Annotated in this window: 24 protein-coding genes; 13 read left to right on the top strand and 11 right to left on the bottom strand. The window is 61.0% G+C overall.

What is annotated here, in order from left to right; genetic code table 11:
• Window positions 1-19: 19 nt before the first annotated feature.
• The gene (locus HAT86_RS09800) at window positions 20-1,000 is read left to right on the top strand and encodes a GlxA family transcriptional regulator (RefSeq protein ID WP_167196584.1); all 981 of its coding nucleotides are present in this window, start codon (window positions 20-22) and stop codon (window positions 998-1,000) included.
• 21 nt (window positions 1,001-1,021) lie between these two features.
• On the opposite strand, the gene recO is transcribed toward HAT86_RS09800, so the two are convergent.
• The 6 genes from recO to lepB all read right to left on the bottom strand — a co-directional run bounded on the left by recO (window position 1,022) and on the right by lepB (window position 5,813).
• On the bottom strand, window positions 1,022-1,780 hold the full coding sequence (gene recO, locus HAT86_RS09805; protein WP_167196587.1) for a DNA repair protein RecO: 759 nt from the start codon (window positions 1,778-1,780) through the stop codon (window positions 1,022-1,024).
• A 535-nt stretch (window positions 1,781-2,315) separates the two neighbouring features.
• Window positions 2,316-2,843 (bottom strand): universal stress protein, encoded by a 528-nt coding sequence (locus HAT86_RS09810; RefSeq protein ID WP_167196590.1) that lies wholly within the window; start codon window positions 2,841-2,843, stop codon window positions 2,316-2,318.
• A 78-nt stretch (window positions 2,844-2,921) separates the two neighbouring features.
• The gene (locus HAT86_RS09815) at window positions 2,922-3,254 is read right to left on the bottom strand and encodes a DUF1491 family protein (RefSeq protein ID WP_167196593.1); all 333 of its coding nucleotides are present in this window, start codon (window positions 3,252-3,254) and stop codon (window positions 2,922-2,924) included.
• Window positions 3,255-3,256: 2 nt separating this feature from the next.
• A complete protein-coding gene (gene era, locus HAT86_RS09820) occupies window positions 3,257-4,165 on the bottom strand; it encodes a GTPase Era (RefSeq protein ID WP_167196596.1) in 909 nt (302 codons plus the stop codon).
• 117 nt (window positions 4,166-4,282) lie between these two features.
• On the bottom strand, window positions 4,283-4,966 hold the full coding sequence (gene rnc / locus HAT86_RS09825) for a ribonuclease III (protein ID WP_167196601.1): 684 nt from the start codon (window positions 4,964-4,966) through the stop codon (window positions 4,283-4,285).
• A 10-nt stretch (window positions 4,967-4,976) separates the two neighbouring features.
• Window positions 4,977-5,813 (bottom strand): signal peptidase I, encoded by an 837-nt coding sequence (lepB, locus tag HAT86_RS09830; RefSeq protein WP_167196604.1) that lies wholly within the window; start codon window positions 5,811-5,813, stop codon window positions 4,977-4,979.
• 244 nt (window positions 5,814-6,057) lie between these two features.
• Here lepB and gpmI point away from each other — a divergent pair, with 244 nt between their 5' ends.
• The 7 genes from gpmI to HAT86_RS09865 all read left to right on the top strand — a co-directional run bounded on the left by gpmI (window position 6,058) and on the right by HAT86_RS09865 (window position 15,518).
• Window positions 6,058-7,575, top strand: coding sequence for a 2,3-bisphosphoglycerate-independent phosphoglycerate mutase (gene gpmI / locus HAT86_RS09835; protein WP_167196607.1), 1,518 nt, complete (start codon window positions 6,058-6,060; stop codon window positions 7,573-7,575).
• Window positions 7,572-8,708 (top strand): murein hydrolase activator EnvC family protein, encoded by a 1,137-nt coding sequence (locus HAT86_RS09840; protein WP_167196610.1) that lies wholly within the window; start codon window positions 7,572-7,574, stop codon window positions 8,706-8,708. Before gpmI ends, HAT86_RS09840 begins: the two co-directional genes overlap by 4 nt.
• Before the next feature lie 3 nt (window positions 8,709-8,711).
• Window positions 8,712-10,049, top strand: a complete 1,338-nt coding sequence (locus HAT86_RS09845; protein WP_167196613.1) for a S41 family peptidase — start codon at window positions 8,712-8,714, stop codon at window positions 10,047-10,049.
• A 72-nt stretch (window positions 10,050-10,121) separates the two neighbouring features.
• Window positions 10,122-10,604 (top strand): RNA pyrophosphohydrolase, encoded by a 483-nt coding sequence (locus HAT86_RS09850; RefSeq protein ID WP_167196616.1) that lies wholly within the window; start codon window positions 10,122-10,124, stop codon window positions 10,602-10,604.
• Window positions 10,601-11,092 (top strand): hypothetical protein, encoded by a 492-nt coding sequence (locus tag HAT86_RS09855; protein WP_167196619.1) that lies wholly within the window; start codon window positions 10,601-10,603, stop codon window positions 11,090-11,092. The genes HAT86_RS09850 and HAT86_RS09855 overlap by 4 nt, the downstream gene beginning before the upstream one ends.
• Window positions 11,093-11,151: 59 nt before the next feature.
• Window positions 11,152-14,031, top strand: coding sequence for an error-prone DNA polymerase (locus tag HAT86_RS09860; protein WP_167196622.1), 2,880 nt, complete (start codon window positions 11,152-11,154; stop codon window positions 14,029-14,031).
• An 86-nt stretch (window positions 14,032-14,117) separates the two neighbouring features.
• Window positions 14,118-15,518: a helix-turn-helix domain-containing protein gene (locus HAT86_RS09865; RefSeq protein WP_167196624.1), complete on the top strand. Its 1,401-nt coding sequence runs from the start codon at window positions 14,118-14,120 to the stop codon at window positions 15,516-15,518.
• Window positions 15,519-15,578: 60 nt separating this feature from the next.
• On the opposite strand, the gene HAT86_RS09870 is transcribed toward HAT86_RS09865, so the two are convergent.
• The 5 genes from HAT86_RS09870 to betI form a co-directional block, all read right to left on the bottom strand.
• Complete coding sequence (locus HAT86_RS09870; RefSeq protein ID WP_167196627.1) at window positions 15,579-15,815, bottom strand: YdcH family protein; 237 nt, start codon at window positions 15,813-15,815, stop codon at window positions 15,579-15,581.
• Window positions 15,816-15,922: 107 nt separating this feature from the next.
• On the bottom strand, window positions 15,923-17,581 hold the full coding sequence (gene betA / locus HAT86_RS09875; RefSeq protein ID WP_167196630.1) for a choline dehydrogenase: 1,659 nt from the start codon (window positions 17,579-17,581) through the stop codon (window positions 15,923-15,925).
• Window positions 17,582-17,605: 24 nt separating this feature from the next.
• On the bottom strand, window positions 17,606-19,066 hold the full coding sequence (gene betB, locus HAT86_RS09880; protein ID WP_167196633.1) for a betaine-aldehyde dehydrogenase: 1,461 nt from the start codon (window positions 19,064-19,066) through the stop codon (window positions 17,606-17,608).
• A 40-nt stretch (window positions 19,067-19,106) separates the two neighbouring features.
• Window positions 19,107-20,621, bottom strand: coding sequence for a choline-sulfatase (betC, locus tag HAT86_RS09885; protein WP_167196637.1), 1,515 nt, complete (start codon window positions 20,619-20,621; stop codon window positions 19,107-19,109).
• Window position 20,622: 1 nt separating this feature from the next.
• Window positions 20,623-21,204 carry a transcriptional regulator BetI gene (betI, locus tag HAT86_RS09890; RefSeq protein ID WP_167196640.1) on the bottom strand — a complete coding sequence of 194 codons (582 nt, stop codon included), beginning with the start codon at window positions 21,202-21,204 and terminating at the stop codon, window positions 20,623-20,625.
• A gap of 294 nt (window positions 21,205-21,498) precedes the next feature.
• Here betI and HAT86_RS09895 point away from each other — a divergent pair, with 294 nt between their 5' ends.
• The 5 genes from HAT86_RS09895 to HAT86_RS09915 all read left to right on the top strand — a co-directional run bounded on the left by HAT86_RS09895 (window position 21,499) and on the right by HAT86_RS09915 (window position 26,524).
• Complete coding sequence (locus HAT86_RS09895) at window positions 21,499-23,055, top strand: ABC transporter substrate-binding protein (protein WP_167196643.1); 1,557 nt, start codon at window positions 21,499-21,501, stop codon at window positions 23,053-23,055.
• 101 nt (window positions 23,056-23,156) lie between these two features.
• Window positions 23,157-24,080 (top strand): choline ABC transporter substrate-binding protein, encoded by a 924-nt coding sequence (gene choX / locus HAT86_RS09900; RefSeq protein WP_167196646.1) that lies wholly within the window; start codon window positions 23,157-23,159, stop codon window positions 24,078-24,080.
• A gap of 82 nt (window positions 24,081-24,162) precedes the next feature.
• Window positions 24,163-24,999 (top strand): choline ABC transporter permease subunit, encoded by an 837-nt coding sequence (gene choW / locus HAT86_RS09905; RefSeq protein ID WP_167196650.1) that lies wholly within the window; start codon window positions 24,163-24,165, stop codon window positions 24,997-24,999.
• Window positions 24,996-26,021 (top strand): choline ABC transporter ATP-binding protein, encoded by a 1,026-nt coding sequence (gene choV / locus HAT86_RS09910; RefSeq protein WP_167196653.1) that lies wholly within the window; start codon window positions 24,996-24,998, stop codon window positions 26,019-26,021. The genes choW and choV overlap by 4 nt, the downstream gene beginning before the upstream one ends.
• Window positions 26,022-26,158: 137 nt before the next feature.
• Window positions 26,159-26,524: a hypothetical protein gene (locus HAT86_RS09915; protein WP_167196656.1), complete on the top strand. Its 366-nt coding sequence runs from the start codon at window positions 26,159-26,161 to the stop codon at window positions 26,522-26,524.
• Window positions 26,525-26,597: the final 73 nt, after the last annotated feature.

Raw genomic sequence — 26,597 nt, forward strand, 5'->3', positions numbered from 1 at the left:
CCAGCCAAGGTGCCTTTAGATGACTGCCGATGTGATCCCGAAAAACTACGTTTTCCTGTTGCTCGATGGATTTTCGCCGCTTGGGTTTCACTGCGCTGTCGAAACATTGGCCCACGCCAACCGCCACCATTCCGATGTCACCTACTACACGTGGAACATCCTGCACGAACGTGAAACCCATGCCGTTGGCTGGAACGGGTTTCGCGTGCCCTGCGATGCCGGGCTGATCCCTCTTAAGCGTGATGATGTGCTTGTGGTGGTCGGCGGGGAAAACATCGACGAGGCCACAACGCCCCCTGTGATCAACTGGCTGCGCCGGGCAGCCCGGTCTGGCGTGACCATCGGCGCGATATCCTCGGCGGTCTATACACTTGGCAAGGCGGGCCTGCTGAACGAGCGTCAGGTGACGACCCATTGGGAATATCACGCATCGCTGTCGGAAATCATGGCGCAGGTCAAACTGGTCGACAACGTCTTTACCGAAGATGGTAAGATTTTCACCTGTGCGGGGGGTGCGGCTTCAATGGATTTGATGCTGCATCGCATCCTGCGCGACTATGGCGAGGACTTGGCCGGATGGGTGGCCGACCAGATGATCTATACCATGCCGCGCAGCACCCAGCATGCGCAGCGGATTTCAGTGCTGAACAAAACCGGCGTCAAACACCTGAAACTTGCCCAAGCGGTCGAGCTGATGGAGGCCAATCTGGAAGAGCCCATCACCCCCCAAGACATCGCCGCCTGTGTCGAACTTTCGACCCGGCAACTGGAGCGGCTGTTTTCCAAATACCTAGGAACTTCGCCCAAAAAGCATTATTTCCAACTGCGGCTGGAAAAGGCCCGGCAATTGCTGATGCAAACCGATTTGCCGGTCATCGACGTGGCCATTGCCTGTGGGTTCCAGTCACCGTCGCATTTTTCCAAAAGCTATCGCGCCGCGTTTGGCCTGACACCGCGCGAAGAATCTGCCGGAACCAAACTTGTTTGGCCCAGCACGTGACCTGACCACCGCGCCGCCCGCCTACGGCACCGCTGCCCCCCCGGCATCAAGCCCCGCAACACGGCAAAACCGATCTACAAACCTTTGCCGCGCGGCCGGAAGCGGCTTGTGGCCCAGTTCGGGGGCCAAATGGCTCTGTAGAAAATGGCCCGTCACGCGAAACCCCTCCAACACCTCGGTATCCGGGGCAGGCCCCGCCCCCAACAGGCAGGCCGGCAAAGGCAGCAAGCGGTCTGCCCAGTCTCCGGCACCGGCCCGCGACACCGCCCGCCCGCTGCGCGGGGACACATAGCTTAGGTCGTTGGCCTGCGCGCCCATGACCGCACAGGTGCTAAGATCAAGGCCAAAGCCCATTTCTTCCAGCAGGGCCAATTCCCAATTCAGATAGGCCAGCGGCCAGATATCGGATTGCCCCAGAAGGTCCAGCAATTGCTCGGTCTTATCGTATAACCTGCGATGCGCCTCGCGTTCGGGCAGGCAAAACAACAATAGCGCACAGACGGAATTTAAACCTGCAAGTGCCAGCCGGTCGCCCATCGACGCCGCCGCGCGCGAGCGGACAGGTTCTACCGTGAAGGTGCCAATGTGGTCCTCCAGCCGCGCGCGCCATGCCAGATCAAGCTGCGCACCGGGCTGCAGCACAGGTGCCAGTTTGCGCGAGGTGCCGCCGCGCACAACCCCGGAATGCCGCCCCTGCTCGGGGGTGAACACCTCGATGATCGCGGATGTTTCGCCATGCGTCCGCGCGCTTAGCAATATGCCCTGATCGCGCCAGTCCATGCGCCCCTCCTGCCCGGTCTTTGCCGCATGTGACACCAGAACGCCCGCCATGCCAAGCCGAACCAGACGGGTCGCGCCCGTTCATGTGACCCTCGTGTTCTGCACCTGACACAAGTTTCCCCGCTCGCCCCTGATGCGCTTCAACCGTTTAGCAAAGATACGAGCGTCAGCTGTGCGCAGGGAGCGGGGTATGCAAAGTGGCGCCACCGCGGACCTTTTGCGGGATGGATCAGACGCCGGATAAAACCACGCATTGCCGACGCGCGCGGTGGCGAACCTACGATGGGGCTGGGCACTTTATATCAGCCAAATCCGAACGAAATCAAAGCTATGCGCCCAGCCTCACCAAATCGCCGCCGCGTGGGGGCGCGTCGGCGATGCGCGGCGGGCTTCGCCCTCGACTCCGCGCAGGCGCTTCGCATTCCAACGTCTGCGCCGCGGCTGGAAAGCCGTCATCGGACCTTTCCACTCGGAAAACTTGCCTCCTGACCTCAAGCTTGCCGTCACACGGGCATCTTGCGTCAGGTGCAGAACACTAGCGCACCGAGATGACTGTGCACTCGGCCTGCTGCACCACCTTTTGCGCCACGCTGCCCATGACCATCCGCCGCACCCGGCCCAATCCGCGATGCCCGACCACGATCATATCCGCGCCAACGTCTTCGGCCATGTCCAAAATCGTGTCAGCGGTGTCGCCTTGACCACTGCGGGTAGACACCTGATCCACCCCCAATTCTTTGGCCCGGTCGGCCCCACGCTTTAGGATTTCATCCCCGATCAAGGTTATGATCCGCACCGCGTTGTCGCCCGGCCGACTGTCGTCAAAAAGCTTCATTATATTGCCGGGCACATTTGGAAAATCCGCGCCCGATTTTTCGCGCACGGATTCTACCAGATGTTCAACGCGGGCCATATGCGCCAGCTCTTCGGGCGGGCGACCGAAATGCAGAATGTGGCCAATTGTCAAAGGCACATCGAACTTGGCCGCAAGTTCCGCAGCCAGATCAATCGCCTTGCCGGCTGTTTCCGAACCGTCAGTTGCCACCAAAATATGTTTTTTCATAACTGTGTCTCCCCTTGTCAGACCACAGCCATCCTAAACAGGGGACTTTGGAGGCCGCATTGACGCGCATCAATCGCGTTACTCGGCCAAGCCATCCTCGTCCAGAAGGTGCCGCCCGGCACGATCTTCGACCTCGATCACCCATAGATCGGGATCGAACCCGCGCTGGCGCGCCACGGCCTCGTCCACTGCACCCTCGCAGCCCTCGGCCAGCACGGTCCATTTCCGCGCGCCGCTTTGCAGGTCAAACGCCCGTTGAAACAGCCGGGCCGATCCGTCCAAGGTGTTGAGCTTGACCAGAACCGCGCCTGCGGTATCGTCACCATGCGCCACAACAAAGGCCGGGATATCCGCAAGACGCAGCCGCGCCAAATAGGCCTGCACCCAGAATTCGGCGGTCAGCCGCACCATGATTAGCCGTTCCCGTCGCGAAAATCCAAGCCCATCTCGGAATAGCGTTCCGACTCGTCCAGCCAGTTGGGCCGGACCTTGACCTGCAAGAACAGATGCACCTTGCGGCCCAGAAACTCTTGCAATTCTTCACGCGCAGCCTTGCTGACGGATTTGATCGTCTCGCCATGCTTGCCCAGAATGATCCCCTTATGACCGTCACGCGCGACGTAAACGATCTGCTCGATCCGGGCCGAGCCATCTTTGCGATCTTCCCAAGACTCGGTCTCGACCGTCAACTGATAGGGCAATTCCTGATGCAAACGCAGGGTCAGCTTTTCGCGGGTGACCTCGGCGGCGATCATCCGCATCGGCAAATCCGCGATCTGATCCTCGGGGTAAAGCCATGGTCCTTCGGGCAATTCCTTGGCCAGCCACTTGCGCAGGTCGGCAACGCCATGACCTTTTTCCGCCGAAATCATGAAGGTTTCGACAAAGTTAAAGCGCGCGTTCAGCTTGGCCGACAGGCCCAGCAACACTTCGGATTTCACCCGGTCGATCTTGTTAATCGCCAAGGCCACCCGGCGGCCCGTGGCCACCTCGGCCAGCTGTTCCAGAATACGCTCGACCCCTTCGGTAACACCGCGATGTGCCTCGACCAGAAGGACGATAATATCGGCATCCGCCGCCCCACCCCATGCGGCCGCGACCATCGCACGATCCAGACGGCGGCGCGGCTGGAACAGCCCCGGCGTGTCAACAAAGACCAATTGGCTTTCGCCTTCCATGGCGACACCCCGCACCCGCGCGCGGGTCGTTTGCACCTTGTGCGTCACGATACTGACCTTGGCCCCCACCATGTGATTAAGCAAAGTGGACTTACCCGCATTGGGCTCTCCGATCAGGGCAATGAATCCGGCGCGTGTGGTCATGATCTGGTGTTCCTGTGTGTCAATCCGACTGCCCTAGCTTAAAACCAATCAGATCGCCAGAACCACTGTGCTTACCTGTCCAAAGGACGTGTAAGACATTTTGAAAGGGCAAAACCTTCAGCTTGCTTCAAGACGCGCCAAAAGCGCCTTGGCCGCAGCTTGTTCGGCCTGTCGCTTGGATCCGGCTTGTGCGCTTTCGCGCGCGCCATTTTCCAGCCGTGCCTCGATTGTGAAATGTGGCGCGTGGTCAGGCCCCGTGCGGGCCGTTTCCACATAGGCCGGTGGCGGCAAGCCGCGCGCTTGGGCCCATTCTTGCAAGGCGGTCTTGGCGTCGCGCGCATCATCCTTGACCTTGTCGATCCGGCTGCCCCACAGTCGCAGAACCACCGCTTTGGCCACATCGAAACCGGCATCGCGATAGACGGCGGCAATCACCGCCTCCATCGCGTCCCCCAAAAGCGCCAGTTTGCGCCGCCCGCCCGACAGCATTTCAGAACGTCCCAGTTTCAGCACCGCGCCCAATTCGATCTCGCGGGCGACATCGGCACAGGCCTCTTTGCGGACCAAGGCATTGTATCGCGGGGCCAGCAGCCCCTCTTCTGCCGCTGGATCACGCTCAAGCAGCGCCTCGGCCATGACCAAGCCCAACACCCGATCGCCCAGAAATTCCAGCCGCTGGTTGTCGTCACGGGTGGCCGACGCCATCGAGGAATGCGTCACCGCCCGCACCAATAGCGCGGGCTGTGCAAACCGGTGGCCAAGCCGTTCCTCGAATGCTTTCAATTCGGCCGACAGCTTCATCGCGCTTGTCCTAGTCCAACTTCTTGAAGAAGCGATCACCGCGCCATGTCCAGAAGAACAGCATCGACCGCCCGGCAGATGAAAACACCACCCGGCCCGCGCGACCGATCAGGTTTTCATAGGGCACGAACCCAACGCCGCCAACGGCTTGGGGAAAGCGCGAGTCGGTCGAGTTGTCACGGTTGTCACCCATGAAAAAGTAATGCCCTTCGGGCACCGTATAAACACCGGTATCATCCGACCGTTGCGGCCCGATGTTCAGGATTTGATGTGCCTGACCATTCGGCAGGGTCTCGATAAAGCGCGATTTCTCGCAGGTTCCGCCCATGCCGACCACACCATTTTCACAGCGCGGGCGAATCCGCATCGGGCCTTGCGGCTGGAACTCTTCCTCGAAGGTTCCTGCGGGCTCCACCGCAACCGGGTCACCATTCAGATACAGACGCCCTGCGCGCATTTGCACCCGATCGCCGGGCATACCAATCAAGCGCTTGATGAAATCCGCGCCGGTTACAGGGTGGCGGAACACGATGATATCACCGCGCTCGGGCTCGCCGCCCAACAGGCGCGTGTTGTCTCCATCCAGAAAGCCGCAGATGTCGCGCGCGTCGATATCAAGCCCCACCGCCGGGATTTTGAGAGAGGGGCACGACGCATAAGAATAGCCATAGGCCATTTTATTGACGAACAGAAAATCCCCGATCAACAACGTGTCTTTCATCGAGCCAGAGGGAATCCAGAACGGCTGAAAAAACAGGGTGCGGAAAATGCCCGCGATCACAAGGGCCCAGAAAACGGTTTTGATCGTTTCCCAGATCGAGCTTTTGGATTTGGCTTCGCTGGCCATGGGGCCTCCGCTGCTTGGCATTTGCGCGCTTCATGCGGCGCGGGTGTCGGGGAGTCAAGTCAGCCCCACGCCAAAGCGCCGTGCAATAGACGATGCCGCAAGCGCAGGTTGACAGGCGGACGCCACCCCAAAAGACCCGAGATTCAGGGCGTCGGCTGTCTTTTCGCGCCTTGTCACCCGTTTCAGCGCTTCACCCCGGTGCTTCAAAACGCTAGAACGCCCCCAATCAGGCAGGAGCAGATCAATGAGCACCCCAAACCCCGTTGTCTTGTGCATTCTCGACGGATGGGGTCTGTCCGACCAAACCAGCGCCAATGCCCCGGCCTTGGCGGATACGCCCAATTTTGACCGCATATGGTCAGACTGCCCGCATGCCACGCTGATCACCCACGGCCCCGATGTGGGCCTGCCCACCGGGCAGATGGGCAATTCCGAGGTTGGGCATACGAATATCGGCGCGGGGCGTGTCGTCGCCATGGACTTGGGCCAGATCGATCTGGCGATCGAGGACGGTAGTTTTCAGAAAAACGATGCGTTGCAACGTTTCATTGCCCGTCTGATATCAACCGGCGGCACCGCGCATTTGATGGGCGTGATGTCGGATGGCGGTGTGCATGGGCATCTTGATCATATCCTCGCCGCTGCGCACATCATTGCCGACGCCGGTGTGCCCGTGGCATTGCATGCCATAACGGACGGGCGTGACGTGTTGCCGAAATCCGCGCGTGGATTTCTATCCACCCTCGAAGACGGCCTGCACGGAAACATCGAGATCGCAACCGTCTGCGGGCGTTACTTTGCCATGGACCGCGACAATCGATGGGATCGTGTGCAAGAGGCGTTCGAGACGATCATTCACGGCAAAGGCCCCCGCGCGGAAACCGCCCGCATCGCGATCACCAATGCCTATGCCCGGTCCGAGACGGACGAATTCATCGCCCCGACCGTGATCGGCGGTTATGCCGGGGCGCAAGATGGCGATGGCCTTTTTTGTTTGAACTTCAGGGCGGATCGGGCGCGCGAAATTCTGGCCGCCATCGGTGATCCCAAGTTTGACGGGTTTGACACTGGCACACGGCCCGAATGGGCCGATCTGCTTGGCATGGTCGAATATTCCGACAGCCATAACGCCTACATGAATACGGTGTTCCCGGCGCGCGGGATCGTCAACACCTTGGGCGAATGGGTGGCCAAACACGGCAAGCGGCAGTTCCATCTGGCCGAAACCGAGAAATACCCGCATGTCACCTTCTTTCTGAACGGCGGCAAGGAAGAGCCGGAACCGGGCGAAGATCGCTACATGGCCCCCTCGCCCAAGGTGGCCACCTACGATCTGCAACCCGAGATGAGCGCCGAAGAGGTCACCCAGCAATTCGTTGGCGCGATTGAGGCGGGCTATGATCTGATCGTGGTGAATTACGCCAATCCCGACATGGTGGGCCACACCGGTGACCTGCGCGCCGCGATGACCGCCTGCGAAGCGGTCGATCAGGGCTTGGGCCAAGTGCTGGACGCATTGCAGGCGCACGGCGGGGCCATGATCGTCACGGCCGATCACGGCAATTGCGAAATGATGGTAGATCCTGAAACCGGCGGGCCGCACACCGCGCATACACTGAACCCGGTGCCTGTTGTGATGGTCGGCGGCCCGGATGGCGCGCGCCTCAAATCCGGGCGGCTGGCCGATCTGGCACCGACCCTTTTGCAATTGATGGGATTGCCGCAACCCGACGAAATGACGGGGGAAAGCCTGATTTCATGAAACGGATTTTGGCTGTCACGGCACTCTGCGTTTGGGCCAGCAGCGGTTTGGCCCAAACCGCCGATCCCGCAGCCGATGCGCGCGCAGCCGCCGAGCGATTAAGCCGCGCCAGCGAACTGCTGGACAGCGCGGAAAGCGCGCGCAATCGGGTCAAAGCCCTGTCAGAAACCGTGCGCGCCTATGAAGACGGGCTGCAAGCCATGCGGGAAGGGCTACGCCGCGCCGCGATCCGCGAACAGACCCTCAGCCGCGAATTGCAATCCCGCGAAGACGAGGTGGCGCAATTTTTGGGTGTGCTGATGGGCATGGGCGGAACCCCGGCACCGGTCTTGCTGCTGCACCCGTCAGGCCCGGTGGGAACGGCCCGCTCGGGCATGATCATGGCCGAGGTCGCGCCGGCGCTGGATGCCCGCGCGCAAGACCTGCGCGACAAACTGGAAGAAGTCACCGTGTTGCGCGCGCTGCAACAAAGCGCCGCGAACAAGTTACAAGATGGGCTGACCGGCGCACAACAAGCGCGCACTGCACTAAGCCAAGCGATTGCGGATCGCACCGATTTGCCACGCCGCTTCAACGAAGATCGGGTAAAAACCGCGCTGCTGATCGCGTCGACCGAAACCCTTGAGGGCTTTGCCAGCGGTCTCAGCCAGATCGCGGTGGATGAGGTTCCCGGCAGCCTGCCGGGAATTTCCGGGCGCAAGGGACAACTTCCAATGCCCGTGCAAGGCAGCATTTTGCGCCGCGCTGGCGAATCCGATGCGGCGGGCATTTCGCGGCCCGGCATCGTGCTGGCCACACGCCCAAACGCATTGGTCACGACCCCCGCCGCGGCAACCGTGCGCTATCGCGGCCCGCTACTGGATTACGGAAACGTGATCATACTGGAGCCACAGGCCGGAATTTTGGTGGTGCTGGCCGGGTTGGACGTGGTCTATGGTGACATCGGACAAGTCTTGCCCGGCGGCAGCCCCGTGGGGTTGATGGGCGGGCCCGAGACTGGCAATGATGTGCTGTATACGGGCGACGGGGCCGAAACGGGTGCCAGGCAGACTGAAACGCTCTATGTAGAGCTGAGGGAAAATAATACTCCGGTCGACCCGCTGGAGTGGTTCATGACAGACAAGGATAACTGACCAATGAAAAAATTCCTGATGGCCGCAGCCGCCGGAACGCTGGCCGGTGTCGTGGTGACCACACAGGTGGCCGCACCTCTTTTGGCGCAAGAAGCCACGAAGAATACAAGCGTCTACGAACAACTTGATCTGTTTGGTGATATCTTTGAACGCATTCGGTCGCAATATGTTGAAGAGGTCAACGAGGCCGATTTGATTGAGGCCGCGATCAACGGCATGCTGACATCGCTTGACCCGCATTCAAGCTACATGTCGCCCGAAGCCGCAGACGACATGCGCGTCCAGACCCGCGGTGAATTTGGCGGCCTTGGCATCGAAGTCACTCAGGAAGAAGGCTTTGTCAAAGTGGTCTCGCCGATTGACGACACCCCCGCCGACGGTGCGGGGATCGAAGCTGGCGATTTCATCACCCATGTGGATGGCGAAAGCGTTCTGGGCCTGACCCTGAACGAGGCGGTTGATCTGATGCGCGGGCCGGTCGGAAGTGAAATCATCATCACCGTCGTGCGCGAAGGCGAGGCCGAGCCGTTCGATGTGTCGATCATCCGCGACACGATCAAACTGACGGCCGTCCGCGCCCGCACCGAACGCGATACGGTGGTTCTGCGTGTGACAACCTTCAACGATCAGACGTTTGACAATCTTGAAAGTGGGCTGGCCGAACAGTTCGAGGCCGCTGGCGGTGCCGAGAATATCGACGGGATCGTGCTAGACCTGCGCAACAACCCCGGTGGCCTGCTGACGCAGGCGATCAAAGTGTCGGACGCATTCCTTGAAAAGGGTGAAATCGTCAGCACACGGGGCCGCGATCCCGAGGGTGGCGAACGTTTCAACGCGACGGCGGGCGACCTGACCAACGGCAAACCCATCGTTGTTTTGATCAATGGCGGATCGGCGTCGGCGTCAGAAATCGTTGCCGGTGCGCTGCAAGATCATCGTCGTGCGATCGTTGTGGGCACCAACAGCTTTGGCAAAGGCTCGGTTCAGACGGTCATGCCGCTGCGTGGCGATGGGGCGATGCGCCTGACCACGTCGCGCTATTACACCCCGTCCGGGCGCTCGATTCAGGCGCTTGGCGTTTCGCCCGACATCGTGGTCGAGCAGCCCCGCCAGTCGCCCAACACCGCCGAGGAGGAGCAGACAACGCGCCCCAGTGGCCGCTTTGAATCCGACCTGCGCGGCAGTCTGAACAACGACAGCCTGTCCGAAGATGAAACTCGCCAGATCGAGGAAGAGCGCGACCGCGCCGAGGCTTCGGCCAAGCTGCGCGAAGAAGATTATCAACTGGCCTACGCCATTGATATTCTGACAGGCATGTCCGCGCTTGGCCCGCAGGACTGATCGATAAAGCTTGCGGCGTCGCCTGATCGGGCGGCGCCGCCTGTACTGGCCCACTTGCCGCGGAGGCCCCGGATGACCCCCCAAGACATCGCCAAGCTGCCCTATCGCCCCTGTGTCGGGGTTATGTTGGCCAATGCCGATGGCCGCGTGTTTGTTGGCCAGCGCATTGATCAGGACGCCACAGCCTGGCAGATGCCACAAGGCGGGATCGACCCCGGCGAAGCGCCACGCGATGCGGCATTGCGTGAGCTGTGGGAAGAAACCGGCGTATCCGCCGATCTGGTCACGGTCGAGGCCGAAACCAGCGGGTGGATTCCTTACGAGCTGCCGCATGACCTTGTGCCGCGCATCTGGAAAGGACGCTACAAGGGGCAGGAACAAAAATGGTTCCTGCTGCGGTTTCATGGCCGGGATTCGGATGTGAACATCGAAACCGAACACCCGGAATTTGCAAAATGGCAATGGCTGGCCCCGGATCAGCTGATCGCCAACATCGTGCCCTTCAAGCGGGTCGTTTACGAACAGGTGATGGCCGAGTTCGGAAACAGGATTTGATCCGGGCGCTGCTTGTCGTCTTGTTGACGGGGCTGTCTGGCCCGGCCCTTGCCCTGTCTTGCCTAACCCATGATGCGGCCCGGACATTCCAACAGGCCGCCAAGGCCGAGGCCGCCTATATCGTGGTGCATGGTGCGTTGCAGTTCGACGAAACACGCCTGCCCAAGGTAGACATGGCCAATCAACACCAAACCCCATCCGATACATTGATCGCGGCGCGGGTCACGGGCAAGGCCCTGTCGCATGACGGGTTCGAGGTTCCCTTTGACCGCAAGATCACGCTGAATGCACAGTGCTTTGGCCCTTGGTGTGCCGGGGCGACATCAGGCGCGAATTATCTGGCGTTTCTTGAAAAGCGCGCGGATGGCTTCACGCTCAGGATCACGCCCTGCGGCGGGTTCGGCTTTGCGGCCCCGTCCAAGGTGAGGCTGGATACGGTCAAGGCCTGCTTTCGCGGCGCGGCTTGCGATCCGGACGCCCCCCACTGACGACAAAATTCAAATGTGACTCGCAATAGAACAAAACGTGAATATATAGTCGCCGTATCATGTTTGCCGAACTGTCCATCACCTCGAATTTCACCTTTCTGACCGGGGCATCGCACCCCGAAGACTATGTGCATCGTGCCGCCGCCTTGGGCTTGCCCGCGATTGCCATTGCCGATGACAATTCGGTCGCGGGGATTGTCCGCGCGCATTCCGCCGCGCGCGAGATTGCCCGGCAAGTCGCCGAACGCCGCAAGATCGAAGCGCGCGATGGCCCCATCGGCCCACCGTCGCCCTGCCCCACCACACCGGATTGGACCAACACCCCCCGCCTGATCCCGGCCGCGCGGCTGTGTCTGGACGACGGGCTGGTGCTGACGGCCCTGCCCCAAGATCGCACCGGCTGGGCCAGCCTGTGCCGCCTTTTGACGCTTGGTCAGCGGCGTGCGAGCAAAGGGCACTGCCACCTGACGCTGGATGACGTGCTGGCAGGCGCGGCGGGCGTGCATCTTTTACTGCACCCGCCAGCGGGGCTGGATGCCGCCGAATGGACGGCGCAGGCCACCCGGCTGACGCGGCAGCTTGGTGGGCAGATGCATCTGCTGATGGCCCCGCGCTATGATGGGCAGGACAGCGCGCGCTTTGATCGTCTGGCCGATCTGGCCCACGGCCTAGGCCTACCCACACTCGCAACCGCTTGCCCCCGGATGCATCATGGCCAACGCCGCAAGCTCGCCGATGTCCTGACCGCGATTCGCACGGGGCGGCGCGTGGACGATCTGGGCCGGGCGGCCTTGGCCAATGCCGAATGCCGTCTGCGCAGCGAACCCGAGATGCTGCGCCTGTTCGCCGGTCACGAAAGCGCCGTGCACCGGGCCGGGGCCTTGGCCGACAGGCTGACCTTTTCGCTGGACGAATTGCGCTATGAATACCCAAGCGAGGTGGCGCAAGGCGAAACACCGTCACAGCGCTTGCGCCGCTTGGCGCTGGACGGGTTGCACTGGCGCTATCCGCAGGGGGCCCCCGACAAGGTGCATACCCTTCTAGAACACGAACTGACTCTGATCGCCAAACTGGGGTATGAGCCGTATTTCCTGACCGTCCACGACGTCGTCGCCTTTGCGCGGTCGCGTGGGATTTTGTGCCAAGGGCGCGGGTCGGCGGCCAACTCGGTTGTCTGTTATTGCCTCGGCGTGACCTCGGTCAGCCCCGAGATCGGCACAATGGTGTTTGAACGCTTCGTCTCCGAGGCCCGCGACGAGCCGCCCGATATCGACGTGGATTTCGAACATGAACGCCGCGAAGAGGTGATTCAATGGATTTACGAACGCTACGGGCGACACCGCGCCGGGCTATGCGCCACGGTCATTCATTATCGCGGCAAACGCGCCATCCGCGAGGTGGGCCGCGCCATGGGGCTTGGCGGCGATACTATCTCGGCGCTGTCCTCGCAGCTTTGGGGGTTTCATGCCGCCGGGCAACTGGAACGCCACCGGATGCGCGAGATCGGGCTTGATCCGGATGATGCGCGCCTGCGCCAAACGATGGAACTGGTGCACGAGATCGAAGGCTTTCCGCGCCACCTGTCGCAGCATGTCGGCGGGTTCATCATGACCGAGGGGCGGCTGGACGAACTGGTGCCCATCGAAAACGCCAGCATGGACGGGCGCACCGTCATTTGCTGGGACAAGGATGACATCGACGCGCTTGGCATTCTCAAGGTCGATGTTCTTAGCCTTGGTATGCTGACCTGCATCCGCAAAGCGTTCGACCTGTTGCGCCACCATCATGGGCGCGATGACACGCTGGCCACCCTGCCCCCCGAAGACCCGCGCGTTTACGATATGCTGTGCCGCGCTGACAGTATCGGCGTGTTTCAGGTGGAAAGCCGCGCGCAGATGAATTTCCTGCCCCGGATGCGGCCGCGCTGTTTTTACGATCTGGTGATCGAAGTGGCGATCATTCGCCCCGGCCCCATTCAGGGCGACATGGTGCATCCCTATATCCGCCGCCGCAATGGCGAGGAACGCGTCAGCTTTCCGTCGGACGCCTTGGGCGCGGTTCTGGGAAAGACACTGGGCGTGCCACTGTTTCAGGAACAGGCGATGCAGATCGCCATCACCGGCGCGGGGTTTTCCCCTGATGAGGCCGACCGCTTGCGCCGGTCGCTGGCCACGTTCAAGAAACACGGCAACGTCAGTGAATTTCGCGATCGGTTTTTGCGCGGCATGAAACGCAATGGCTATGACATGGAATTTGCCGAACGCTGCTTTTCGCAGATCGAAGGCTTTGGCAGCTATGGCTTTCCCGAAAGTCACGCCGCAAGTTTCGCGCTGCTGGTCTATGCCAGTGCATGGATCAAATGCCACCATCCCGGCATTTTTGCCTGCGCGCTGCTGAATTCTCAGCCGATGGGCTTTTACGCGCCTGCGCAGATCGTGCGCGATGCCCGCGACCATGGGGTGACGGTGCGCCCGGTCTGCATCAATGCCAGTTTCTGGGACAATGTGATGGAACCCGATGAGGCGGGCGGTTTGGCGCTGCGGTTGGGGTTTCGGCAAATCAAAGGCCTGTCCGAAGAGGATGCCGTTTGGATCACCGCCGCGCGCGGCAATGGCTATCGGCAAGTGGGCGATGTCTGGCGCCGGGCGGGCGTTTCCCCGGCCACTGTCACCCGTCTGGCCGAGGCCGACAGCTTTGCCGCGCTTGGCCTGTCGCGCCGCGAGGCGTTGTGGCAAGCCAAGGCCTTGGCCGGGGACAAACCCCTGCCGCTGTTCGAGGGCGACATGGATGGCGAAGCGATTGACGAGCCCGCCGCGCATCTACCCGCCATGACACTGGGCGAAGAAGTGGTCGAGGATTACGTGGCCATGCGCCTGTCGCTCAAGGCGCATCCGATGGCCTTGTTGCGCGATCACCTGACACCGCCGGGATCAGGCTGATCCACCGCTTGCACAGATGGGTTTGCAAACATACCATGCAGCAGCCGCAAATCTGCAAAGCCCACATCTGCACAAGCCGGAGTCCCATGCCCACACAGAAACTATATGCCGGGGCCAAACTGCGCGAAACGCGCCAACGCCTTGGCCTGACGCAAAAGGATTTCGCCATCAAACTGGGCGTCTCGCTGCCCTATCTGAACCAGATGGAGAACAACAACCGCCCGGTCAGCACAACCGTGGTGCTGGCCTTGGCGCAGGAGTTTGGCTTTGACGTGACCGAACTGTCCACCGGTGACGCCGAACGCATGGTCAGCGACATGCGCGAGGCGCTGGCCGATCCGGTTTTTGCCGACGACCCGCCACCGCTGGCCGATCTGCGGCTGACCGCCTCGAACGCGCCGGCGCTGGCGCGTGCGTTTTTGCAACTGCACCGCACCTATCGGCAAACCCATGAACGGCTGGCCAGTCTGGACGAGGCCTTGGGGCGTGAAGATTCGCGGACCCAACCCAGCCCGTGGGACGAAGTGCGCGATTTCTTTCACTACTGCGACAATTACATCGACGCGGTCGATCATGCCGCCGAACGCTTTGCCACCTCCGCGGGGGCGCAGCGCCCAATCCACGATCTGGCCATCGAGAAACTGGCCAATCTTGGCATCACCGTCACAGGATCGGACAGCGGCAAGTTGCGCCATTTTGATCGTGACACCAAAACCTTGCATCTATCGTCGCGGGCCGAGCCGGAAACCCGCACCTTTCAGATGCTTCTGCAACTGGCGCTGCTGACGCAGGACAAACTGCTGGACGCCACGCTGGATTTGGCACGGTTTCAATCCGACGCCGCCCGCGCCATCGCCAAGATGGGTCTGGCCAATTATTTCGCCGGGGCCGCCTTGATGCCGTATGGCGCGTTCTTGCAAGCCGCGCAGGACACCCGGCATGACCTTGAAATTCTGACCAACCGGTTCGGGGCCTCGATCGAACAGGTCTGCCATCGCCTGTCCACCTTGCAACGCCCCGGCGCCAAGGGCATCCCGTTCTTTTTCGTCCGGGTCGATCAGGCCGGGACAATCACCAAGCGGCATTCGGCCACGCGATTGCAATTCGCCCGGTTCGGCGGGGCCTGCCCGCTGTGGAACGTGCATCGCGCGTTCGAGACGCCGGGCCGCTTTCTGCGCCAATTGGCCGAAACGCCTGACGGGGTGCGATATATCAATCTGGCGCGGGATGTCAGTAAAGCGGGCGGCAGTTTCGGCGCGCCTGTGCGCCGGTTTGCCATCGCGCTTGGCTGCGAGGTCAAACATGCCGACGCGTTGGTCTATGCCGATGATCTGGACCTGACCAATGCGCGCGCCTATGAACCCATCGGCATTTCCTGCCGGATCTGTGAACGCACTGATTGTCATCAACGCTCGGTTCCGCCACTGGAACGCCGCCTGCAAGTCAAACCGGATGAGCGCGATGTCCTGCCCTACACCGTCGGCTGACACAAAAACGGCGGCCGGACTATCCGACCGCCGCCTCACGAACCCTAAAGGTCGAACGCTTCAGGCTTTGAGCATGCTGTAAAGCTGATCTTTCAAGGCCGCACGTTTCTTGCGCATCTCGACTTCGGCCAGCTCCTCGACTGGTTCAACATTGGTTTCAGCGCGGTGCACGGCGCGGTTCAACTCGTGATACTCATCCGCCAATTTGGCAAAATGCGCGTCCGAGGTTTTAAGCTCGGTGATCTTGTCAGCCAGTTCAGGGAATTCTTCGTGTAGTTCGTGGGGGGTATGGGACATGTCGCGGCGTTCCTTTTCATTACATCCGACACGACGCTAAAGGGCGCTGCCCTGTGTGGCTTTGATCCGGATCAAACCACTACGCCATTTGACTATTTTCAGCCCTGTCAGCGTTGTGCGGTTTGCCAGTCGGGGTGCATCCAAGGCTGCGCGTTATCCGACGGCAATGGCGACCGCCCCAAAACATGATCCGCCGCCTTTTCGCCGACCATGATAGACGGCGCATTGAGATTCCCGTTGGTGATGCGCGGGAAAATGCTGCTGTCGGCCACCCGCAGCCCATCCACTCCGATCACCCGCGCCGTGCTGTCGACCACGGCATCGGGATCATCCCGGCGGCCCATACGGCAGGTGCCGCAGGGGTGATAGGCGCTTTCGGCATGCTCGCGAATAAAGCTGTCCAACTGGTCGTCGCTTTGGACATCCGCACCGGGCTGAATTTCATGCCGCCGGTAAGGGGCAAATGCCTCTTGCGCGAAAATTTCACGTGTCAGACGGATGCATTTGCGGAAATCGCGCCAGTCGCTGTCTTGGCTCATGTAGTTGAAGCGGATCACCGGATCATCGCCGGGATCGGCACTGCGCAGGCTGATCCGCCCGCGCGACGCGCTGCGCATCGGCCCGACATGCGCCTGAAACCCGTGCCCCTCGGCGGCGGCCTTGCCGTCATACCGCACGGCAATCGGCAGGAAATGAAACTGGATGTCGGGATAGTCCACGCCCGCATCCGAGCGGATGAAACCGCAGCTTTCAAACTGGTTCGACGCCCCCGGCCCGCGCTTGCCAAGCAGCCACTGCGCCCCAACCCATGCCTTGCCTGGTAGGTTCCAGTATTTAAACAGGGTCACCGGTTGGCTGGCCGCCATCTGGATATAGACCTCAAGATGGTCTTGCAAATTACCGCCCACGCCGGGCCGGTCGGCCACCACATCAATCCCATGATCGGCCAGATGCGCCGCAGGCCCGATGCCCGACAACATCAACAGCTTGGGCGAGTTGATCGAAGACGCCGCCAAAATCACTTCGGCGCGGGCGCGCACGACCTCTCGCTGCCCCTTACGGAGCATCTCGACACCGACGGCGCGGCCTTCTTCGATCACGACACGCTGCACCAGACCACGCACCAGATCGCAGTTCTCGTGCTGCAACGCGGGGCGCAGATAGGCCTTGGCCGCCGACCAACGCTGACCGTCCTTGACCGTCATCTCGAACGGGCCAAACCCTTCTTGCTGTTCGCCGTTATAGTCAGATGTCAGCTGATACCCGGCCTGCCCGCCTGCTTCGATAAAAGCCCGCGTTAGCGGGTTAGACATTGTCCCGCGCGTGACATGCAGCGGGCCATCCTTGCCGCGCCAGTCGCGATCACCGCCATGGCCCGCATCGCTCCAGTTTTCCATGCGCTTGAAATAGGGCAGCACATCGGCATAGCCCCATCCATCGGCCCCCTGATCGCGCCAGTGGTCAAAATCGCGGGCATGGCCGCGCACATAGACCATGCCGTTGATGCTGCTGGAGCCGCCAATTACCTTGCCGCGCGGACAGGCCAGCCGCCGCCCGCCAAGCTGCGGCTCGGGTTCGCTTTGATAGCCCCAATCATAGCGCTTCATGTTCATCGGATAGCTGAGCGCGCCCGGCATCTGGATGAACGGCCCGGCATCGGTGCCGCCATGTTCGATGACCAGCACGGATTTACCCGCCTCGGCCAACCGGTAAGCCATGGCGCAGCCGGCACTGCCCGCGCCCACGATGACGTAATCCGCTTCCATGTCACGTTTCCTTGAAACAAGCCTTCAGAATGGCGCTTCGGTTTCGCCCATACGGACAAACACCGATTTGAGTTGGCTGTAATGCTCGATCGCCGCCTTGGAGTTTTCGCGCCCCACGCCCGACGCTTTGACCCCGCCGAACGGCACTTCGACCGGCGCGTCATTGTAGGAGTTCAAAAAACAACTGCCCGCCTGCAACTGCTCGATCACGCGGTGGCCGCGCTGCACATCGCGGGTATAGACCCCGGCCGACAGCCCGTATTCGGTGGCGTTGGCGCGCGCGATCACCTCGGCTTCGTCGTCGAAATCCAGCACGCTGAGGACGGGGCCGAAAATTTCCTCGCGCGCGATGGTCATGTCATCGGTCACATCAGCAAAAATCGTCGGCTCAATCCAACACCCGGCCCCGTCGATCCGGTGGCCGCCGCTGATCAGCCGTGCGCCGTCGGCTTTGCCAGCCTCGATATAGTTCAGCACGATCTGCAACTGGCCTTCGCTGACCATGGGGCCGAAATTGGTGGCCTCGTCCAGCGGATCGCCGATCACGGCCTGCTGCGTGCGTTCGGCCAATCGCGTCAGAAACGCCTCTTTGAGGCCGCGTTGCACAAACACCCGTGTGCCGTTCGAACACACCTGACCAGACGAATAAAAGTTGCCAAGGATGGCCCCGCCAACCGCATCTTCGAGGCTGGCATCGTCAAAGATGATGAGCGGCGATTTACCGCCCAATTCCATCGTCACATGCTTCATGCCCTCGGCCGCACTGGCATAGACCTTGCGGCCCGTTGGCACCGATCCGGTCAGCGACACCTTGGCGACGCGCGGATCGGTGACCAGCGGTGCCCCGACGGTCCCGGCCCCTTGCACGACGTTGAACAGCCCCGCAGGCGCGCCTGCCTCGATCAGGATTTCGGCCAGTTTCAAGGCCGATAGCGGCGTGGTTTCAGACGGCTTGAACACCATCGCATTGCCACAGGCCAGCGCAGGCGCAGCTTTCCAACACGCGATTTGAGTTGGGTAGTTCCATGCGCCAAGCCCGACGCACACGCCAAGCGGTTCGCGGATGGTATAGGCCCAATCCCCGCCCGGTAGCGGAATATGCTCGCCGGTCAAACCCGCCGCGACCGAGCCGAAATATTCCAGCGCATCCGCCCCGCTGGTGGCATCGGCCACCAAGGTTTCCTGCAACGGCTTGCCGGTGTCGTAGGTTTCAAGCACCGACAGGTCGTGATTGCGGTCGCGCATGATATCGGCTGCGCGCCGCAACACGCGGCCCTTCTCCATGCCCGACAGTTTCGCCCAGTCCACTTGAGCCGCCTGCGCGCCGCTGATCGCCTGTTCGATCACCTCGGGCGTGGCTTCGTGCAGCGTGGCGATCACCGCGCCCGTGGCCGGGTAGATCACCTCTATCGGGGGGCCGTTTTTATCTTCCAGATAGGCCCCGTTCACGAAATGGCTGGCCTCGGGTTGGGTTGCATAGGTCATGTTTGCCTCCGGCGGGAGTATTTGGGGAACAATGAAAGGGCTATTCGCCACGCGGAAACCGCTGGCTGTCTTCGACCGTGTTCAGGTCCATGTGCTTGCGCATGTAGCGTTCACTGGCCTTTTGCAGCGGCTGGTAATCCCAAGGGTAGTAGCCGCCCTTGCGCAGCGCCTCGTAGACGACCCATCGGCGGGCCTGACTTTCGCGCACCTCAGCGTCGAACTGATCGAGGCTCCAACGGGCATCCGCCATGTCGCTGAACTGCTTTAACGTTTCGGCATGGGACGGGTCAGCGGCCAGATTGGTCAATTCATGCGGGTCGGCCTGAAGATCGAACAGTTGGTCGGGGTCAAGCGGGCAACGGGTGAATTTCCAACGGCCCTGACGCAGAGAAACCAGCGGTGCATATGACGCCTCGGCGGCGTATTCCATGGCGACCGGGGCCGCGCGCGTTTGCCCCTGCCCGAGCGGCACCAGCGACTGACCTTCGGTCCACGGCGCGACCTCGTCCATCGACACGCCGGCCAGATCGCACAGCGTGGGGCAAACGTCGATATTGCTGACCGGATCGGTGACAAGCCCCGCCTCCATTCCCGGCGCCGCCACCATCAGGGGCACCCGCGCGGAGCCTTCGAAGAACGACATCTTGAACCACAGACCGCGCTCGCCCAGCATATCGCCATGGTCGGATACGAACAAAACGATGGTGTCGTCCTGTTGTCGTGTTCCCTCAAGCGCCTCCATGATTTGGCCGATCTTGTCGTCCAGATAGGAAACATTGGCAAAATAAGCTTGGCGTGACCGGCGGATATCGACATCGGTGATCTCGAACGACCGCCAGTCATTGGCGTCAAAAATGCGCTTGGAATGCGGATCGTGATCGTCGTAGTCCATCGCCGGAACCGTTGGCTCAAGATGCGCGCAATCCTCGTAAAGATCCCAGTATTTGCGCCGCGCGACGTAAGGGTCATGCGGATGGGTGAAACTGACGGTCAGGCACCATGGCCTGTCATCATGGCCCCGGCCCAGATCGTAAATCTTGCGGGTCGCGTGATAGGCCACCTCATCGTCATATTCCATCTGGTTGGAAATCTCGGCCACCCCGGCCCCGGTGACCGACCCAAGGTTGTGATACCACCAATCAATCCGCTCGCCGGGTTTGCGGTAATCCGGGGTCCAGCCAAAATCGGCAGGGTAGATATCGGTTGTCAGGCGTTCTTCGAACCCGTGGAGCTGATCGGGGCCGACGAAATGCATCTTGCCCGACAAGCTCGTCTGGTATCCCGCCCGCCGCAGGTGATGGGCATAGGTGGGGATATCGGCGCTGAATTCGGCGGCGTTGTCATAGACCCGGCTGCGCGACGGCAAAAGCCCTGACATAAAGCTGGCCCGCGCCGGCGCACAAAGCGGGCTGGCGGTGTAGGCGTTGGCAAACCGGGTCGAACGATCTGCCAAGGCGCGCAGGTTGGGGGTGTGCAACCAATCCGCCGGACCATCCGGAAACAAGGTGCCGTTCAACTGATCAACCATCAAAATCAAAATGTTGGGTCGCGTCATGTTACGCCTCCGCTGTCAGGGATGTGTCGAGATAGTGCAGCAGCACGTCGATGGCCCCGTCCGGGGCCAAAGCCTCGGCGCGGAGCGCTTGCCGGATATACAACCCGTCGATCATCGCCGCCAAACCACGGGTCAGGTGATTGGCATGGTCGGGTGCAATCTGGCGCAGCGCGTAATGCAGGTTTGACCGCAAGCGCCGCTGATAGATATGCAACAGCCTGAGCGCCGGTTGCGAGGTCTGCGCCTGCACGTAAAAATTCAACCATGCCGATACCATTTCAGGCCGAAACTGGGCCGGGCCGAAACTGGCGCGAATGATCGCCTCGATCCGGTCGCGCGGGGTTTTGGCCATCGTCAGCGCACCGCGCACCTCCGCGCCATAAAGCGTCAGGATGTGGCGCATCGCGGCAGCAAAAATCTGCTCTTTGGACCCAAAATAATGATGCGCAAGGGCGCTGGACATACCAGCGCGGCGCGCGATCTGACTGACGGTCACATCCAGAGTGCCGCGCGCGCCGATTTCGTGAATCGTCGCCTCGACCAAAGCCGCGCGGCGTATTCCCTCCATTCCGAGCTTGGGCATCATTCCGTCTCCAAACTGCCTTGCCCTGTTGGGGGTATTCATGTTTAATTGACTCGTCAATCAATAAAAACGGACAGAAATGAGAAACCAAGCAACACCAAAAGAAATCTCGGCAATTATAGCGTTGCACGTCATCGCCACGTCATCATACTGTCGGAAATGTATCGAAGGTGTCGTATTGAGGCCAATTGAACGGCAATCTTGACCGACATTTTGCAGCCCACCCTGTCGCTTGATCGGCATATCGGGGAACGGGACATTCGAACGCCAAGTGACAATAGGGAGAATTACACGATGGCATTATTCAAAGACGGCATGTTAAATCGCCGCGGATTTCTGAAAACCACAGCAGCCACCGCGATGGCCGCATCTTTGCCCATGGGCGGCGCCATGGCCGCCCCTAAACGCGGCGGACATCTGCGTGTCGCAATCGGCCACGGCCAGACAACCGACACGCTGAACCCCGGCACATATGAAAACAGCTTTACCACGTCGCTGGCCTATACCATCCACGGCCACCTGACCGAGGTTGCACAGGACGGTTCGCTGATCCCGGAACTGGCCGAAAGCTGGGAAGCCTCGCCCGACGCCAAGGTCTGGCGCTTCAAGATTCGCCAAGGCGTGACCTTCCATTCAGGCAAAACCCTTGAGCTTCAGGACGTGGTCAATTCGATCAACTTCCACCGCGGCGAAGATTCGACCTCGGCTGCCGGTCCCATCGTGGCCCCGATTCAAGATATCGCGACCGAAGGCAACGACACCATCGTTATCACGCTTGATGGCGGCAATGCCGACTTCCCGTTCACGCTCAGCGATTATCACATCGCGATCTGTAAGGCCGACGGTGACAGCATCGACTGGAAATCGGGCGATGGCTGCGGCAGCTACAAGCTGATGGATTTCAACCCCGGCGTGTCCTACACCGTGGAACGCCACGAAAACCACTGGCGTGATGATGTCGCATGGTTCGACAGCGCCGAGGTGTTCGCCATCGTCGATCAGAACGCGCGCACCACGGCCATGGTCTCGGGCGATGTGGATGTGGCCGACCGGCTTGACCTGAAAACCGTTAGCATGCTGGCCCGCAACGAAAACATCCAGATCAACTCGGTCGCCGGGACGCAGCACTATACCTTTGCGATGGACACACGCGCCGATCCGTTCTCGGACAATCATGTGCGTCAGGCGCTGAAATACGGCGTCAACCGTCAGGAATTGGTCGACAAGATCCTGTTTGGCTACGGCTCGGTCGGCAACGACCACCCGATTGGTCGCGGGCAGCGGTTCTATAATTCCGAGCTTGAGCAGAAAACCTACGATCCCGACAAGGCCAAGTATCACCTCAAGCAGGCCGGGCTGGACAGCCTTGATGTTTCGCTGTCGGCTGCAGATGCCGCCTTTGTCGGCGCGGTTGATGCGGGAGTTCTGTATCAATCCTCGGCCAAGGCCGCGGGCATCAACCTCAAGCCCGTGCGCGAGCCGAACGACGGCTATTGGTCGGATGTCTGGATGAAGAAACCCTTCGTCTCCGTCTACTGGTCGGGCCGCGTGGTCGAAGACCAGATGTTCTCGACCGCTTACAAATGTGGCGCGTCGTGGAATGACAGCTTCTGGTGCAATGACCGCTTTGACGAATTGATGGTCAAGGCCCGCTCGGAACTGGACGAAGACAAGCGCCGCGAGATGTATTGGGAAATGCAGGATATGGTGGCAAACGAGGGTGGGGTTGTCATCCCGATGTTCGCCAACTGGGTCTTCGGCAATTCCACCAAGGTCGGCCACACCGAGCAGATGAGCTCGAACTGGGATGTGGACGGCATGCGCTTTATCGAGCGTTGGTGGTTCGTCTGATTTTCAGCGGTATTAAACCCGTTTGACATGAAACGCGCCGACGCAGACCATTGCGTCGGCGCAACTGTCAAATCCATACGCGACCCAACAGGAGGATTCGAATGTCCATGAAATACACCCTGACCGCAGCCGCGCTTGTGGCCGCTGGCCCCGCCCTTGCCGATTGTGGCACCGTGACTTTTTCCGATGTCGGCTGGACCGATATCACCGCCACCACCGCCGCCACCACATCGGTGCTTGAGGCATTGGGCTATGACACCGACATCAAGGTGCTTTCGGTGCCCGTGACCTACACGTCGCTGGCCGAAGGCGATATCGACGTGTTCCTTGGCAACTGGATGCCCACAATGGAAGGCGATATCGCCCCCTACCGTGAGGCCGGCACAGTGGACACCGTGCGCGCCAACCTCACCGGGGCTAAGTATACGCTGGCCACCAACGCCGCGGGCGCCGCGCTTGGGATCGCCGATTTCGCCGATCTCGCGGATCACGCCGAGGCGCTTGAAGAAACCATCTACGGGATCGAGCCGGGCAATGACGGCAACCGCCTGATCATGGACATGATCGAGGCCGACGCGTTCGGCTTGTCAGGGTTCGAGGTCAAGGAAAGTTCCGAACAGGGGATGCTGGCACAGGTCAGCCGCGCTGACCGCCGCGAAGAGCCGATCATCTTTCTAGGCTGGGAACCGCACCCGATGAACGCCAACCACGACATGACCTACCTGACCGGTGGCGATGATTGGTTCGGCCCCGATCTGGGCGGCGCGACCGTTTATACCAATACCACGGCTGGTTATGTCGAAAGCTGCCCCAATGTGGGCAAGCTGCTGCAAAATCTTGAGTTCACGCTGGCCATGGAAAACGAGATCATGGGCGCGATCCTGAACGATGGCACCGACCCGGCCGAAGCCGCCACCACATGGCTAAGCGCCAATCCCGGCGTTCTGGACGACTGGCTGGACGGCGTGACCACCCGCGACGGTGGCGATGCCATGACGGCGGTCAAATCCAGCCTCGATCTGTGATCCTTCACTTGCCATAAAGACCGGCCCGCCCCTTTTCGGGGCGCGGCCATGACCAACGGTTCCCCCATTCAAAGGATAGCGCGTGACCTGGCTTACCGACACCAAGATTCCAATCGGCAACGCGGCCGAGGTTTTCTTTGAATGGATGCAGGACAACGCGGCGGCGTTTTTCGACCAACTGGCTGCGGTGATGGAGGCGCTGATCGACGCTTTTCTCTGGGTGCTGCAAACCCCGCACCCGATGATCCTGATCGCGGTTTTCGTCGCGCTGACATGGATCTTTCAGCGCAACTGGAAGACCTGTGTTTTCGTGGCCCTTGGGTTCTTCTTGGTGCTCAACCAAGACTATTGGGAAGAAATGACCGAAAGCCTCACGCTGGTTTTGTCAGCTTGCGTGTTCTGCATGGCCATCGGCGTGCCCATCGGCATTGCCGCCGCGCACCGCCCCCGCTTTTACCGGGGCCTACGCCCGGTGCTGGACCTGATGCAAACCCTGCCGCCCTTCGTCTACCTGATCCCGGCCATCGTCTTCTTTGGGATCGGCATGGTGCCGGGGCTGATCGCCACGGTGATTTTCGTTGTTCCGGCGCCAATCCGGCTAACATATCTGGGCATTGCCTCCACCCCCAAGCCCCTGCTTGAGGCCACGCAGGCCTTTGGCGCAACGCCACGCCAGACCCTATGGAAAGTGGAATTGCCCTACGCCCTGCCACAGATCATGGCCGGGCTGAACCAGACGATCATGCTATCACTGTCGATGGTGGTGATCGCGGCGCTGGTGGGCGCGGACGGGCTTGGCGTTCCGGTGCTGCGTGCGATCAACACCGTTAACATCTCGCTTGGGTTCGAATCCGGCCTGATGATCGTGGTGGTGGCCGTGATCCTTGACCGGATGCTGCGGCTGGGAGACAACAAATGACCGATGCCGTGCAGTTCGACGCCGTCTCGATCGTGTTCGGCGATCGGCCTGACCGCGCCCTGCCCCTGATGGATCAGGGGATGGACCGCCCCGAAATCCAGTCGCGCACCGGACAGGTGTTGGGCGTGCATGATTGCAACCTGACGGTCGGTCAGGGCGAAATCGTTGTGCTTATGGGGCTGTCGGGCTCGGGCAAGTCCACGCTTCTCAGGGCGGTCAATGCGCTCAACCCGGTGACGCGCGGCGCGGTGCATGTCAATGATGGCAACGCCATGGTCAATGTCACCAAGGCCGATGCCGCCACCCTGCGCCGCATCCGGCAAAACCACGTCGCCATGGTGTTTCAGCAATTCGGGCTTCTGCCATGGCGCAGCGTGCGCGACAACGTCGGATTGGGCCTTGAATTGGCCGGTCTGCCGCGCACCGAACGCGCCGAACGGATCACCCATCAACTTGATCTTGTCGGCCTGTCGGATTGGGCCGACCGCAAGGTGGGGGAGTTGTCCGGCGGGATGCAGCAGCGCGTCGGCTTGGCCCGCGCCTTCGCCACCGAGGCGCCGATCCTTTTGATGGACGAGCCGTTCTCGGCGCTTGATCCGCTGATCCGCAACCACCTTCAGGATGAACTTCTGGACCTGCAACAAAAGCTGGCCCGCACGATCATCTTCGTCAGCCACGATCTCGACGAAGCGTTCAAACTGGGCGACCGTATCGCCATTATGGAGGGCGGGCGCATCGTGCAATGCGGCACCCCACAAGACATCTTCACCAACCCGTCCACCGATTACGTGGCGGACTTCGTGGCCCATATGAATCCGCTCGGTGTGCTGTGCGCACGCGATGTGATGGAGACGGCCACCGGTAAACCCGATAAAACCGTCTCGCCCGGCACCACGATCCGGCAGGTCATGGAAGCCAGCCAAGGCCATGACGGCCCGATCGGCGTGGCGGACGGTGACGCGCTTGTCGGGCAGATCACCCGCAATGGCATCCTTGCCAAACTACTTGACCCACGCGGCTGACAGCGTCCTGCCCGCTTCATTGTTCTTCAAATACTCAAATCTGCCCAACAGCAACCGCAGGTGCGCCGATGATCAACCGCGCTTGACTTCCCGCGCCGGGGATTGCAGGGCAAGGGCACAGATCACGGAGACATCACATGAGCACCGGCAAACCGAAAACGCCCAAACGGCAGCAAGTCTATACGCTTCTGGTCGAGATCGGCCGCAAAGACGGCGATGGCCTGCCCGACAAGGCCACGGGCGCGGCGCTAATGGTCTATGCCTCGGGCGTGGACGAAGAAGAAGCCGTGCGTGAAACAGTGGCCGTTTTGAAACAGGCCGACACCGCACCGCTGGATGTCACGGGCTACGGCACGCTTGAGGAGCGCCAAGCCGAAGGCCACGATATCAGCGAGGAAGAACGCGGCCTGATGCAACGCGCCCTGGATGAAAACGCGGTGATCGTCGCCCAGATGACACCGTTTTTCGAAGACACCCCGGCCGGAAATACGACCCTGCACTAGAGCGTGTCGCCCCTGATCAGATTCAGGATTCCCATGATGCTTGCTTTGTGATTCCATGCTTTTGAGGCATATA

It is taken from the genome of Roseovarius gahaiensis, from assembly GCF_011601345.1.
GTDB lineage: Bacteria > Pseudomonadota > Alphaproteobacteria > Rhodobacterales > Rhodobacteraceae > Roseovarius > Roseovarius gahaiensis.